The organism is Streptomyces sp. NPDC053493, from assembly GCF_044544825.1.
Classification (GTDB): Bacteria; Actinomycetota; Actinomycetes; order Streptomycetales; family Streptomycetaceae; genus Streptomyces.
In genome coordinates this window covers 132,769-146,256 of record NZ_JBITXS010000013.1, presented here as the reverse complement: position 1 = coordinate 146,256, position 13,488 = coordinate 132,769, and the positions used below count along the sequence as shown (strand labels likewise).

12 protein-coding genes are annotated in these 13,488 nt (G+C 73.2%); 7 read left to right on the top strand and 5 right to left on the bottom strand.

The features are described from left to right. Positions 1–21: 21 nt before the first annotated feature. Positions 22–2,235, top strand: coding sequence for an MMPL family transporter (locus ACIGO8_RS29805; protein ID WP_399737105.1), 2,214 nt, complete (start codon positions 22–24; stop codon positions 2,233–2,235). Between the two features lie 106 nt (positions 2,236–2,341). Here ACIGO8_RS29805 and ACIGO8_RS29800 read toward each other — a convergent pair whose 3' ends face one another. Then, entirely contained in the window at positions 2,342–2,704 is a 363-nt protein-coding gene (locus ACIGO8_RS29800; protein WP_399737103.1) for an SsgA family sporulation/cell division regulator, read from the bottom strand. Between the two features lie 160 nt (positions 2,705–2,864). Between ACIGO8_RS29800 and ACIGO8_RS29795 the strand changes: the two genes are divergently transcribed. From ACIGO8_RS29795 to ACIGO8_RS29780, 4 genes are all read left to right on the top strand, one after another. After that, a complete protein-coding gene (locus ACIGO8_RS29795) occupies positions 2,865–3,908 on the top strand; it encodes an energy-coupling factor ABC transporter permease (protein ID WP_399737101.1) in 1,044 nt (347 codons plus the stop codon). Position 3,909: 1 nt separating this feature from the next. Beyond that, complete coding sequence (gene cbiQ / locus ACIGO8_RS29790; RefSeq protein ID WP_399737099.1) at positions 3,910–4,671, top strand: cobalt ECF transporter T component CbiQ; 762 nt, start codon at positions 3,910–3,912, stop codon at positions 4,669–4,671. After that, positions 4,668–5,417 carry an energy-coupling factor ABC transporter ATP-binding protein gene (locus tag ACIGO8_RS29785; protein ID WP_399737097.1) on the top strand — a complete coding sequence of 250 codons (750 nt, stop codon included), beginning with the start codon at positions 4,668–4,670 and terminating at the stop codon, positions 5,415–5,417. The genes cbiQ and ACIGO8_RS29785 overlap by 4 nt, the downstream gene beginning before the upstream one ends. Before the next feature lie 190 nt (positions 5,418–5,607). Then, positions 5,608–6,774 carry a serine hydrolase domain-containing protein gene (locus ACIGO8_RS29780; RefSeq protein WP_399737147.1) on the top strand — a complete coding sequence of 389 codons (1,167 nt, stop codon included), beginning with the start codon at positions 5,608–5,610 and terminating at the stop codon, positions 6,772–6,774. 36 nt (positions 6,775–6,810) lie between these two features. Here the strand turns inward: ACIGO8_RS29780 and ACIGO8_RS29775 are convergent, their stop codons facing one another. The 4 genes from ACIGO8_RS29775 to ACIGO8_RS29760 all read right to left on the bottom strand — a co-directional run bounded on the left by ACIGO8_RS29775 (position 6,811) and on the right by ACIGO8_RS29760 (position 11,795). Next, positions 6,811–7,662 (bottom strand): EamA family transporter, encoded by an 852-nt coding sequence (locus ACIGO8_RS29775; RefSeq protein WP_399737095.1) that lies wholly within the window; start codon positions 7,660–7,662, stop codon positions 6,811–6,813. After that, positions 7,659–8,147, bottom strand: a complete 489-nt coding sequence (locus ACIGO8_RS29770; protein WP_399737093.1) for a YbaK/EbsC family protein — start codon at positions 8,145–8,147, stop codon at positions 7,659–7,661. Before ACIGO8_RS29770 ends, ACIGO8_RS29775 begins: the two co-directional genes overlap by 4 nt. 88 nt (positions 8,148–8,235) lie before the next feature. Continuing rightward, positions 8,236–9,891 carry a penicillin-binding transpeptidase domain-containing protein gene (locus ACIGO8_RS29765; protein WP_399737091.1) on the bottom strand — a complete coding sequence of 552 codons (1,656 nt, stop codon included), beginning with the start codon at positions 9,889–9,891 and terminating at the stop codon, positions 8,236–8,238. 146 nt (positions 9,892–10,037) lie between these two features. Next, a complete protein-coding gene (locus ACIGO8_RS29760; protein ID WP_399737089.1) occupies positions 10,038–11,795 on the bottom strand; it encodes a dolichyl-phosphate-mannose--protein mannosyltransferase in 1,758 nt (585 codons plus the stop codon). 209 nt (positions 11,796–12,004) lie between these two features. Between ACIGO8_RS29760 and rsmI the strand changes: the two genes are divergently transcribed. Beyond that, a complete protein-coding gene (rsmI, locus tag ACIGO8_RS29755; RefSeq protein ID WP_399737087.1) occupies positions 12,005–12,883 on the top strand; it encodes a 16S rRNA (cytidine(1402)-2'-O)-methyltransferase in 879 nt (292 codons plus the stop codon). Between the two features lie 139 nt (positions 12,884–13,022). Continuing rightward, the gene (locus tag ACIGO8_RS29750; protein ID WP_399737085.1) at positions 13,023–13,475 is read left to right on the top strand and encodes a hypothetical protein; all 453 of its coding nucleotides are present in this window, start codon (positions 13,023–13,025) and stop codon (positions 13,473–13,475) included. Positions 13,476–13,488 lie beyond the last annotated feature (13 nt).

Sequence of the window (13,488 nt, the reverse complement as noted above, 5' to 3'; positions counted from 1 at the left end):
CAACACCGGGAGTACGCCCCCGTGGCCACGTTTCTCTACAAGGTCGGTCGCTCCGCCTTCCGGCGCCGACGGCTCGTCGCCCTGATCTGGGTGGCGCTCCTCGCGCTCGCCGGCGTCGGCGCCGCCACCGCGCCCACCGCCACCTCCAGCTCCTTCTCCATCCCCGGCACCGAGGCCCAGCGCGCCTTCGACCTGCTCGAGCAGCGCTTCCCCGGCGGCAGCGCCGACGGAGCCACCGCCCGCGTGGTCTTCGAGGCCCCGGCCGGCCAGACCATGAAGGACCCGGCGAACAAGGCCAAGGTCGACAAGACCGTCGCCGCGCTGAAGTCCGGCTCCGACCAGATCGCCCGGGTCACCGACCCGTACACCGCGCAGGCGCTCTCGAAGGACGGCCGCGTCGCCTACGTCTCCGTCGCCTACAAGGTCAACGCGATGGAGCTGACCGACGCGACCCGTGGCGCGCTCCGGCAGACCGGCGAGGCCGCGCAGGGCCAGGGACTTACCGTCGAGATCGGCGGTGACGCGCTCCAGTCGATGCCGGAGACCGGCGCCGGCGAGATCGTCGGCGTGGTCATCGCGGGCGTCGTGCTCGTCATCACCTTCGGCTCGCTCGTCGCCGCCGGACTGCCGCTGCTCACCGCGATCATCGGCGTCGGCATCGGCGTCTCGACGATCACCGCGCTCGCGAGCGTCCTCGACCTCGGCTCCACCACCTCCACCCTCGCGATGATGATCGGCCTCGCGGTCGGCATCGACTACGCCCTCTTCATCGTCTCCCGCTACCGCGCGGAGCTCGCCGAGGGCCGCGAGAAGGAGGAGGCCGCCGGGCGCGCGGCCGGCACCGCCGGCTCCGCCGTCGTCTTCGCCGGCCTGACCGTGGTCATCGCGCTGGTCGGCCTGGCCGTCGTCAACATCCCGATGCTCACCAAGATGGGCTTCGCCGCGGCCGGCACGGTCGTGATCGCCGTCCTGATCGCGCTCACCCTCATCCCGGCGCTGCTCGGCTTCGCCGGCGACAAGGTCGTGGGCCGCAAGCAGCGCAAGGCCGCCGCGGCCGGCCAGGAGAAGGACGGCGGCGACAAGCCGAACGCCGGCACCCGCTGGGCCCGCTTCGTCATCCGCCGCCCGCTGATGGTGCTGCTCGTCGGCGTCCTCGGCCTCGGCGCGATCGCCGTACCGGCCGCGTCCCTGGAGATGGGCCTGCCGGACGACGGCGTGAAGCCCACCTCGGCCACCGAGCGCCGCGCCTACGACCTGCTGTCCGACGGTTTCGGCCCGGGCTTCAACGGCCCGCTGCTCGTCGTCGTCGACGGCGACAAGGCCACCGCCGACAAGACCGTCTCCACGATCAAGGGCCTCGACGGCTGGGCGGCCGTCACGCCGCCGACGCCGAACAAGGCCGGCGACACCGCGATGATCACGGTGATCCCGAAGGACCGCCCGTCCTCCGTGGCCACCGAGGACCTCGTCCACGACATCCGCGGCGCGACCGGCGACGACGTGCTGGTCACCGGCGCCACCGCGATGAACATCGACTTCTCGCAGAAGATGAACGACGCGCTGCTGCCCTACCTCGCGCTGGTCGTCGGACTCGCCTTCCTGCTCCTCATGGTGGTCTTCCGCTCGGTCCTGGTGCCGCTGAAGGCGGCCCTCGGCTTCCTGCTGTCCGTGGTCGCCGCCCTCGGCGCGGTCGTCGCGGTCTTCCAGTGGGGCTGGCTGGGCAGCCTGTTCGGCGTCGAGCAGACCGGCCCGATCATGTCGATGATGCCGATCTTCATGGTGGGCGTCGTCTTCGGTCTCGCGATGGACTACGAGGTGTTCCTGGTCACGCGGATGCGTGAGGCGTACGTCCACGGCGCGCGTCCCGGCGAGGCCATCGTGACCGGCTTCCGGCACGGGGCCCGGGTGGTCACCGCCGCCGCGGTGATCATGATCGCGGTCTTCTCCGGCTTCATCGGCTCCAGTGAGCAGATGGTCAAGATGATCGGCTTCGGTCTGGCCGTCGCCGTCCTCTTCGACGCCTTCGTGGTGCGCATGGCCGTCGTGCCGGCCGTGCTCGCGCTGCTCGGCCACAAGGCCTGGTGGCTGCCGAAGTGGCTCGGCCGGGTGCTGCCCAACGTGGACGTCGAGGGCGAGGGCCTCGCGGCCGCCCAGGACGGCCGGGGCGCGGGCCACGGCCGGGACAAGGGCGACGGCGGAGGCCGGGACGAGGACCGGGAGCTGCTGTCGGTCTGAGCCGTCGAGCGCCCATCAGACCCCGGGGCCGCCGCTTGAGCGGGCGGTGCGCCCCGGATCGCGCCGGGACCTGTGGGGACGGGGACCCGACGCGGCGCGTACGCCGTCAGCGTGCCGACATCGGCGCGCGGGCGGCGTACGTGTGCTTGAGGAAGCGCAGCAGCGCGGTCGTGTCGAACTGCACGACCGCGACGCCGTCGTCCGTGTGGAACTCCACCACCGCCTGCACCCGCCCGCACGGCCACACGCCTATGTCCCCGCGCCGGGCGGGAGCGCGCAGGCCGGTCTCCAGGAGGGTGCGCGGGAAGGACCATTCGATGTTGCCGGGGAAGACGAAGCGGACGGTGGCGGGTTCGAAGCCGGGATCGAAGCGGAGAGCCACCGGCACCGGCCGGGAGAGCGGCGCGTCGCTGATGATCCGGCCTTTGGCGTGGTCCTCGACTGCGTGGTCGGCAGCGGCGCGGGGCATCGGCGGCTCCTCACACTCGTTCACGTCGTTAGTCCCTAATGTCCCACTTTTTGGCGGCGTGCGCCGGGCGGCCGCGGGCGCGCACCGCGAGGGCATGCTCTCCTCCTGACCTCATCACGCTCTTGCAAACGCTTCGCAGGAGCGCCGTATCATGCGAGACGTGCATGTACCTGACGGATTCATCAACGCCCCCGTATCGGCCGCGGCCGGTGTCGTCGCCGCCGGCGCCGTCGCCGTCAGCCTGCGCGGAGCCCGTAAGGAACTCGACGAACGGACCGCGCCGCTGGCCGGTCTCGTCGCCGCCTTCGTCTTCGCCGTGCAGATGCTCAACTTCCCGGTCGCGGCCGGGACCAGCGGACACCTCCTCGGCGGTGCGCTCGCGGCGATCCTCGTGGGTCCGTACACCGGCGTCCTGTGCATAGCCGTCGTCCTGCTCATGCAGGGCGTCCTCTTCGCCGACGGCGGCCTCACCGCGCTCGGCGTGAACATCACCGACATGGCCGTCGTGACCGTCGTCGTCGCCTACGCCCTCTTCCGCGGCCTGGTCCTCGTACTGCCCCGCAAGCGCGGCTCGGTGACCGTCGCCTCCTTCGTCGCGGCCCTCGTGTCCGTACCGGCCGCGGCCATCGCCTTCACCGCCATCTACGCGATCGGCGGCACCACCGACGTGCCGCTCGGCAAGGTCTTCACCGCCATGGCCGGCGTCCACGTCCTCATCGGCATCGGCGAGGCCGTCATCACCATGCTCACCGTCGGTGCCGTCATCGCCGTCCGCCCCGACCTCGTCCACGGCGCCCGGGGCCTGTCCGCCCCGCTGAAGCTGCGCGTGAACGGCGAGCTGGTCGACGCCGCCCCGGCCGCCGCGCCCGCGGCCACGCCCGTGGCGGCCCGCTCGCCGAAGAAGATCTGGATCAGCGGCGTCGTCACCGCCCTCCTCCTCGCCGGCTTCGTCTCCTTCTATGCCTCCGCCAGCCCCGACGGCCTGGAGAAGGTCGCCGCCGACCAGGGCATCGACGCCAAGGCCGAGCCGCACGCCGCCGCCGACTCCCCGCTCGCCGACTACGGCGTGAAGGACATTTCCGACGCCCGCCTGTCCGGCGGCCTCGCCGGCGTCATCGGCGTCGGCGCGACCCTCGCCGTCGGCAGCGGCGCCTTCTGGGCCGTCCGCCGCCGCCGGCACACGGACGCCGGGGCACGGGCCTGACATGGGAGCGGGGCACGCGCACAAGCTGTACCGACACGGGCACTCGCCGGTCCACGAGCTGCCCCCGCACACCAAACTCGCCGCCGTCTTCGCCTTCGTCGTCGTGGTCGTCGCCACGCCCCGCGAGGCGATGTGGGCCTTCGCGCTCTACGCGGTCCTGCTCGGCGCCGTCGTCGCGCGAGCCCGCGTCACGCCCGGCTTCCTGCTGAAGCGGCTGCTCATCGAGATCCCGTTCGTCGCGTTCGCCCTGCTCATGCCCTTCGTCGTGCCGGGCGAGCAGACCACCTTCCTCGGCGTCCCGCTCTCCGTCCCCGGCCTGTGGGACGCCTGGAACGTGCTCGCCAAGGGCACCCTCGGCGTCGCCGCCTCCGTGCTGCTCGCCGCGACCACCGAGCTGCGCGCCCTGCTCCTCGGACTCCAGCGGCTCAAGCTGCCGCCGCTGCTCGTCCAGATCGCCTCCTTCATGATCCGGTACGGCGACGTGATCACCGACGAGATGCGGCGGATGTCGATCGCCCGCCGCTCGCGCGGCTTCGAGGCCCGGGGCGTACGGCACTGGGGCGTCCTCGCCAAGTCCGCCGGCGCCCTCTTCATCCGCTCGTACGAGCGCGGCGAGCGCGTGCACCTCGCCATGGTCAGCCGCGGCTACACCGGGTCGATGCCGGTCATCGACGAGGTGACCGCCACCACGGCGCAGTGGCGCCGGGCCGCCGCGCTCCCGCTCTCCGCCCTCCTGATCTGCCTCCTCGGATGGACGCTATGACGACCACCTCTCCCTCCCTCGACGTACGCGGCCTCGCCTACGCCTACCCGGACGGCCACCAGGCCCTCTTCGGCGTCGACCTGACCGTCGGGCGCGGTGAGCGGGTCGCCCTGCTCGGCCCCAACGGCGCCGGCAAGACCACCCTCGTGCTGCACCTCAACGGCATCCTCACCGGCGGCGCGGGCGGCGTCTCGGTCGCCGGGCTGCCCGTGGAGAAGCGGAACCTGGCCGAGATCAGGCGCCGCGTCGGCATCGTCTTCCAGGACCCCGACGACCAGCTGTTCATGCCGACCGTCCGCGAGGACGTGGCCTTCGGGCCGGCGGCGGCCGGCGTCCGCGGCGCCGAGCTGGAGGCCGTGGTCCACCGGGCCCTGTCCCGGGTCGGCATGGCCGGCTTCGCCGACCGGCCCCCGCACCACCTCTCCTTCGGCCAGCGGCGCCGGGTGGCCGTGGCGACCGTGCTCGCCATGGAGCCGGAGATCCTCGTCCTCGACGAGCCGTCCTCCAACCTGGACCCGGCCTCACGCCGGGAACTCGCCGACATCCTGCGCTCCCTGGACGTCACCGTCCTCATGGTCACCCACGACCTGCCGTACGCCCTGGAGCTGTGCCCGCGCTCGGTGATCCTCAGCGAGGGCGTCATCGCCGCCGACGGGCCGACCGGCGAGATCCTGGCCGACGAGGAACTGATGGCACGGCACCGCCTGGAACTGCCGTACGGCTTCGTGCCCAGCTCCGTCGTCTGACGCACGGCGGACGGCGACGGCCCGCGGCGCACGGTCGACGGCGGCCGGTTCACGGCGCGCACGGTCGACGGCGGCCGGTTCACGGCGGCCGGGGCGCCACCCCGGAATCGGCGCGGCCCGCTTCCCGTTGCACCATGGGAGCCGGCCGGGACGACCGGCCGGATCGGTCAGGAGAGGAAGCGTGGGTCAGGTGGACGTCCAGGGCACGGTGGCGGCGGGATTCGAGCCGGTCAGGGACGCGTTCCTGCGCAACTTCGAAGAACGCGGCGAGCGGGGCGCGGCGGTCGCCGTCTACCGCGACGGCGCGAAGGTCGTCGACCTGTGGGCGGGGACCCGCGACGTCGACGGCGCGGCGCCCTGGGCCGTGGACACCGCCCAGATCGTCCGCTCCGCCACCAAGGGCGTCGCCGCCGCCGTGCCGCTGCTGCTGCACCAGCGCGGCCAGCTCGACCTCGACGCGCCCGTCGGCACGTACTGGCCGGAGTTCAAGGCGGCCGGCAAGGACCGGGTGACCGTACGGCAGCTGCTCGCGCACCGCGCCGGCGTCCCCGTGCTCGACCGCCCGCTGAGCCTCGCCGAGGCCGTCGACCTCGAGACCGCCACCGCCGCCATCGCCGCCCAGGCCCCCGCCTGGGAGCCCGGCACCGCCCACGGCTATCACGCCCACACCTTCAGCTGGCTGCTGTCCGGCCTGGTCCACCGGGTCACCGGCCGCACCATAGGCCGCTGGGTCGCCGAGGAGATAGCCCGCCCGCTCGGCCTCGACCTGTGGATCGGCCTGCCGGACGACGAGGCCCACCGGGTCGGGCGGGTCGGCCCCGTCGAGGAGACCGAGCCCGCCGACAGCCCGGCGCTGCGGCTGCGCCCCAAGCCGGCCGTCACCGCGGCCTACCGGGACCCCGGGTCGCTGACCCGCCGCGCCTTCGGCGTCATCGAGCCCGCGCCCGACGAGAACGACCCGGTCTACCGCGCCGCCGAGCTGCCCGGCTCGGCCGGCGTCGCCACCGCCCGCGCCCTCGCCCGCTTCTACGCCGCCACGCTCGGCCCGGTCGACGGCGGCGGCCCGCGCCTCTTCGCGCCGGCGACGCTCACCCTGGCCCGTACGGAGGAGTCGGCGGGCCCCGACCGGGTCCTCATCGTCGGCACCCGCTTCGGCCTCGGCCACATGCTCCACGGCCCGGCCTCGCCGCTCCTCGGACCGGGCTCCTTCGGCCATCCCGGCCGCGGCGGCTCGCTCGGCTTCGCCGACCCGGACACGGGCGTCTCCTTCGGCTACGTCACCAACGGCATGCGCAAGACGGTCACGGCCGACCCGCGCGCCCAGGCGCTGATCCGCGCGGTCCGCGCCTCCCTCTGACGGCGGACACCGCGCCGGGCGCGGCGTGGGGCCCTGTCAGCTCGCGTACAGCATCAGGCCGATGCCCACCACCATCAGGCCCGCGGCGGCGATCCGCGGGCCGCCGAAGCGTTCCTTGAAGAGGAGGGCGCCGATGGCCGCGCCGACGATGATCGAGGACTCGCGCAGGGCCGCGATCGGCGCCAGCGGCGCCTTGGTCTGGGCCCACAGCACGAAGCCGTAGGCCGCGACGGACATGGCGGCGGCGAGCAGGCCGCGGGCCGCGTAGGGGCGGAGTTGGGAGGCCAGGGCGGCGCGGCGGCGGTAGAAGGTGTAGGCCGGGATGGCGAGGCCCTCCAGGACCATCAGCCAGGCGATGTAGCCGAGCGGCGTCTGCGCCGCGCGGACGCCGACGCCGTCGACGACGGTGTACGCGGCGATGGCCAGGCCCGTCGCGCCCGCGGCGAGCAGCGCCGGCCAGTGCGGGCGGGCGCCCTTGCCGCGGATGCCCCACAGGGCGAGGCCGGTCAGGCCCGCGCAGGCGACGGCGACGCCGGCGAGCTGTCCCGCGTCCGGGATCTCGCCGACGAAGACCGCGGCGAGCAGCGTCACCACCAGCGGCGCCGTGCCCCGGGCGATCGGGTACATCTGGCCGAAGTCGCCGAGCGTGAAGGACTTCATCAGCAGCGCCATGTACGCCACGTGCAGCACGGCCGAGGCGATCAGGTACGGCCACGCCCCGGCCGCCGGCAGCGGCACGAAGCAGGCGGTGACGCCGCCGATGAGCGCACCGCCGCCGGATATCAGCGTGAAGGACAGCAGCTGGTCCTTGATGCGCGCGGCGATCGCGTTCCAGCTGGCGTGCGTGACGGCGGCCATCAGGACGGCCGCGGCGACGAGCGGCGTCACGCCGTGCGCTCGCGGACGTCCACCAGCGCGCCGCCCGCGTGCGCGACCAGCGTCTTCGGGTCGAGGGCGAAGACGGTGTGCGGGGTGCCGGCCGCCGCCCACACCACGTCGTGGTCGAGCAGCCCGCGGTCGGCGAGGACCCGGGTCCGGGTGCGGTGCCCGAACGGCGGCACGCCGCCGATCGCGTAGCCGGTCGTCTCCCGCACCAGCCGCGCGTCGGCGCGGGTGACCTCCGCCGCGCCCAGTTCCTGGCGCACCCGTTCCACGTCCACCCGCGAGGCGCCGTCCATCAGGACGAGCACCGGCACCCCGTCCGCCGCGAAGATCAGCGACTTCACGATCTCCGAGACCGCGCAGCCGATCGCGTCGGCGGCCTGCTGGGCGGTCCGGGTCTCGTCCGGGAAACGCCGCACCTCGACGTCGAGACCCAGCTCCTTCAGGGCCGCGGCGAACTGCGGATGGGCATCAGCGTGTGACGTCGTCATGGACCGCCACGCTATCGGTACGTGTAGCAGACACGCGACCGGGTTCCGGCCCGCCGCCAGGCGGGCCCGGGGTCGCCGTGTCGCGGGCCTAGTCCGCGTTCAGGACCTGCGCCACGATCGGGCCCGCCGCCGTCGCGCCGTGTCCGCCGCCCTCCACGACGGCCGCCGCGGCGAGGTCGTCCGCGAACGCCGTGAACCAGGAGTCCGAGGTCTCCTGGCCGTCGACCTCCGCCGACCCGGTCTTCGCGCCCTTGTCGCCGCGCACCGGGGCCATCGGCCCGACGGCCGTGCCGTAGCTCGCCGTCGCGGTGCGCCGCATCATCTCGCGCAGCTGCTGGGCGACGGACGCGGGCAGCCGGCGCTCGGCGACGGCGAGCGTGCGGTGGTCGACGTCCGGTGCGACGAGGTACGGCTGCCGGAAGACGCCCGCCTTCGCGGTCGCGGTGATCGAGGCGACGTTCAGCGGGTTCATCTGGACGGTGCCCTGCCCGATGTACTGGGCCGCCGCCTCGCCGCCGGTCGCCTCGGGGATCCTGCCGTCGAAGGACGTGATGCCGGTCTTCCACTCGAGGCCGATGCCGAAGACCTCCTTGGCCTCGCGGGCCAGCCCGAAGTCGTCGCCCTCGGTCTCCTTGACGTCGTCGATCTTCTTGATGAAGGCGGTGTTGCAGGAGCGGGCGAAGCTCACGGCGAACGGCTTGTCCGCCAGCGAGAAGCCGTCCAGGTTCTTGAAGGTCCGGCCGTAGTACGTGGCGGTCGGCGGGCACTCGGCGACCTGGTCGGCCTTCACCAGGCCCTTCTCCAGGAGCAGCGCGCCCGTGACGATCTTGAGCGTCGAGCCGGGCGCCTTCGTGCCCAGGAACGCCGTGTTGAAGCCGTTCGCCGGGTTGTTGGCGACCGCCCGCACCGCGCCGCTGCTCGGCTTGACCGCCACCACGGACGCGGAGCCGTACCGTTTCACCGCCTGCTCGGCCGCCGCCTGCACATCGGCGTCGATGGTCGTCTCCAGCCGGCCCGGCTCGCCCTTGGCCAGGGTCAGCAGGGTGGTGTCCGGCACGCCCTCGACGCCCGAGTCGACGAAGACCTCGACGCCCGGCCTGCCGCCCGCCGTCGACCCGTAGCGCTCGCGCAGCTGGTCCAGGACCGGCCCGAGCGACGGGTACTTCTCCGCCGTGAGCGGCCGGCCCTTGTGGTCGACGGCCTGGATCTCGCCCGACTTCGCGCCGCCGGTGCGGATCGACGCCGACTTCGAGGTCAGCTTCGGATGCAGCACGCCCGGCTTCCAGTCGACCAGCGGCCGGCCGGTCGTCAGACCGCGCACCACGCTGAGCCGCGAGCTGTACGTCCAGGGCTTGGTCACGCCCTCGTACGAGACGGTCGCCTTCACCGTGAACGGCACCGTCGTTCCGGCCGCGGGCCCGGGCGTGATCGTCACCTGGGAGACCTTCGCCTGCTCCCGGAAGCCGAGCAGGGCGGGACCGGAGCCGACCGGGTCGTTGGTGAGCTGCGCGGCCCGGTCGGACTCGCCGCCGGCCCAGGCCGCCAGGAAGTCCTTCGCGGTCGCCGTCACCTCCTCCGAGGTGACCGGCCCGGTCTTCTTCCCGCCCGTTCCGGACGTCGACACCGTGCCGCCGTCCGACCCGCCCGTGAGCCCGTTCCAGAGGTTGTAGCCCCCGTACCCGACCCCGCCCGCCACGACGACGAACACCCCGCCGACGATCGCGACCTTGACACCACTGCGCATGGCTGCGCCTCCCTCCCCCAGGTGTGCGGCCCCACGGCAGCCTAGAGGGCAGGAGTGTCACCGGCGACGGTCGTTACCGGAAAGCGACCAGGCCGTCTGTTTTCCGATGCGTGAAACGCCGCCGGCCGGTGACACCCAGGAGGTGTCTAGACCCAGGTGTCGAGCCACATCCTGTTGCGCCACTGGTCCAGCGGAATCGAAGTTCCCGTGTACAGCGGCCAGAAGTAAATGAAATTCCAGACGATGAGGAGAACCAGGACGCCCGCGCCCACCGCCCCGAAAGTGCGCCGTCTTTCCGAGGAACCCGCCGGCCCCACCATCGCCCCGATCATCATCGCCACCGCGAGACACAGGAACGGGACGAACACCACCGCGTAGAAAAGGAAAATGGTGCGTTCCTGGTAGAGCAGCCACGGCGCCCAGCCGGCCAGGACGCCGCACGCGATCGCGCCCGCGCGCCAGTCGCGGCGGAAGGCCCAGCGCCACAGCACGTACAGGAGCGCGAAGCAGGCCGACCACCACAGGAGCGGGGTGCCGAGCGCGAGGACCTCCTGGGCGCACTTCTCGGTGGCGCCGGCGGGGCAGCCCGCGGTGCCGGGCGCGGGCGACTCGTAGAAGTAGGAGACCGGGCGGCCGAGGACCAGCCAGCTCCACGGGTTGGACTCGTAGGTGTGCGGCGAGCTCAGGCCGACGTGGAACTTGTAGACCTCGGTCTCGTAGTGCCACAGGCTGCGCAGCCACTCCGGCAGGAAGCCCCAGGTCCCGCCGCCGTTCAGCTTGTCCTGCTCGGCGGCCCAGTGCCGGAAGTAGCCCTTGTCGGTGAAGATCCAGCCCGACCAGGACACCAGATACGTGGCGATCGCCACCGGCACCACCGACACGAACGCCGGCACCAGGTCGCGCCGGACCACCGCCGCGACCGGACGCATGGCACCGGCCGTGCGGCGCGCGCCCAGGTCCCACAGCACGGTCATCAGGCCGAAGCCGACCATGATGTAGAGGCCGTTCCACTTGGTGCCGGCGGCCAGGCCCAGCATCACGCCCGCCGCGAGCCGCCACGGCCGCCAGCCCAGGCGCAGGTGCTGCGCGACGTCCGCGTCCGGCCGCAGCAGGCCGTCGTCCGGGTCGACCGGGAGCGCCGCGGCGAGCCGGGCCCGCGCCCGGTCGCGGTCGACGACCAGACAGCCGAACGCGGCGAGCACGAAGAACATCAGCACCTGGTCGAGCAGCGCCGTGCGGCTCATCACGAAGTGCAGCCCGTCCACGGCGAGCAGCAGGCCCGCCAGGCAGCCCAGGAACGTCGAGCGGAAGAGCCGCCGGCCGATCCGGCACAGCATCAGCACCGACAGCGTGCCGAGCAGCGCCACCATGAAGCGCCACCCGAACGGCTCGAAGCCGAACAGCTTCTCGCCGACGCCGATCACCCACTTGCCGACCGGCGGGTGGACCACGTATCCCGGGTCGATCGGCACGAGCACCGAGCCCGGGTCGCTCAGGATCGTCTTGTCGATGTCCTTCGGCCACGCGCCCTCGTAGCCCTGGTTGATCAGGGCCCAGGAGTCCTTGGCGTAGTACGTCTCGTCGAATATCACCGCGCGCGGCCTGCCCAGGTTCCAGAACCGCAGCAGCCCCGCGACCAGCGCGACGAGCAGCGGTCCGCCCCAGGCGGCGAGCCGCCACACCCGGTGGGCGGTGCCCGGGGAGATCCCGAGCAGCGACCACAGCCGCGGCGACGGCCGGGTGTACGGCGGGACGAGCCGTTCCCGCAGGCCGATGGACAGGGAACTCCGACCGGCCGGGCGGTAGCCGTGGCGCCGCAGTCTCCGCTGCCACGAAGAGGGCTCGGCCACGGTCGGTGCCACGGGGTGCTGACCCTCCAGGGCCTCGGGTGCGGTACTGGTCACCGCGCCATCGTAGGGAACGCGCCTGTGCGCGTCGCCTGTCCGGGCGCGGAGCCGCGCCGGTGTCGGGCCGGGCGGGCGGCGCAGGGCGGCCGAGGGCGGCCGAGGGCGGCCGCGGGCACGGCGGGGCGGTCACCGGCGACGCGACCGGGCGGCGGGCGGTCCGGCGGCCGGGCGGCGAGGATGTCCGAGCGGGCTGGGAGGATGGCCGTGTGACAGGAACGCTGGTACTCGCAGGCACCCCCATCGGCGACATCGCGGACGCGCCGCCCCGGCTCGCGACCGAACTGCAGAACGCGGACATCGTGGCCGCGGAGGACACCCGCAGGCTGCGCGGACTGACCCGCGCGCTCGGCGTCCACACCACGGGCCGGGTCGTGTCCTACTTCGAGGGCAACGAGTCCGCCCGCACGCCCGAGCTGGTCGAGGCGCTGGCCGGCGGCGCCCGCGTCCTGCTGGTCACCGACGCCGGCATGCCGTCCGTCTCGGACCCCGGATACCGCCTGGTCGCGGCCGCCGTCGAGCAGGACATCAAGGTCACCGCCGTGCCGGGCCCGTCCGCCGTGCTCACCGCGCTCGCCCTGTCCGGGCTGCCCGTGGACCGCTTCTGCTTCGAGGGCTTCCTGCCGCGCAAGGCCGGTGAGCGGCTCGGCCGGCTGCGCGAGGTCGCGGGCGAGCGCCGCACCCTCGTCTACTTCGAGGCCCCGCACCGGCTCGACGACACCCTCGCCGCGATGGCCGAGGTCTTCGGCGCGGAGCGCCGGGCCGCCGTGTGCCGGGAGCTGACCAAGACGTACGAGGAGGTCAGGCGCGGCCCGCTGGCCGAGCTGGTGGAGTGGGCGAAGGAGGGCGTACGGGGCGAGATCACGGTCGTCGTCGAGGGCGCCCCGGAGACCGGGCCCGCCGAGCTCGACGCCGAGGAGCTGGTGCGCAGGGTGCGGGTGCGCGAGGAGGCGGGCGAGCGGCGCAAGGAGGCCATCGCGGCGGTCGCCGCCGAGGCCGGCATTCCCAAGCGCGAGGTGTTCGATGCCGTCGTGGCGGCAAAGAATGCGGCGGCGCCGGGCCCCGGAAACGGTAAAGGACTAACCTGAAAGGCAAAGCGGAACCCGGCGGCGGGCCCGCTCGAAGGCCTTTTGGGCAAGGAAACGCCAAACTGCGTCCATGGTTCTTCCGACGCTGATGCGTTCCGGCCGAAAAAGGCGTCCACTGGATCAGTGGAGAGGAGCTGGAATGAGTGAGATCACCGGCACCGGAACGCCCGTCGCCCATGAGGCCTACGCCTTCGCCTGCATGAGATGCGGATACGGCTGGGAGCAGGCGTACGAGATAGAGCACCACGTGGACGCGCGTGGGCACGAGTACGTCGTCTACAAGGCCGACGGAGCGCGGGTCCCGTCGCCGTTGTCGAGGCCGACCTGCATGAACTGCGGCAGTCACGTCGTGCGGATCATGCGGGCGGGCCAGGTGTCCTCGGTGCTCGACCTGATGGCCGCGACCGAGCGCCACAGCCGTGGGGCCCGGGCGGCGCGACCGGTGGGTCCGGCCGGGCCGATCGGCCAGGAGCTGACCGAGGACGACGCCGTGGGCCCCGAGGGCGCCCAGGGCTCCGAGCCCGACAAGCCCCCGGTCCCGCACCACTGGCACCTCTCCGACCTGCTGCACCCGTTCCGGCCCCGCCGGTAGTCCCCGCTCCGTC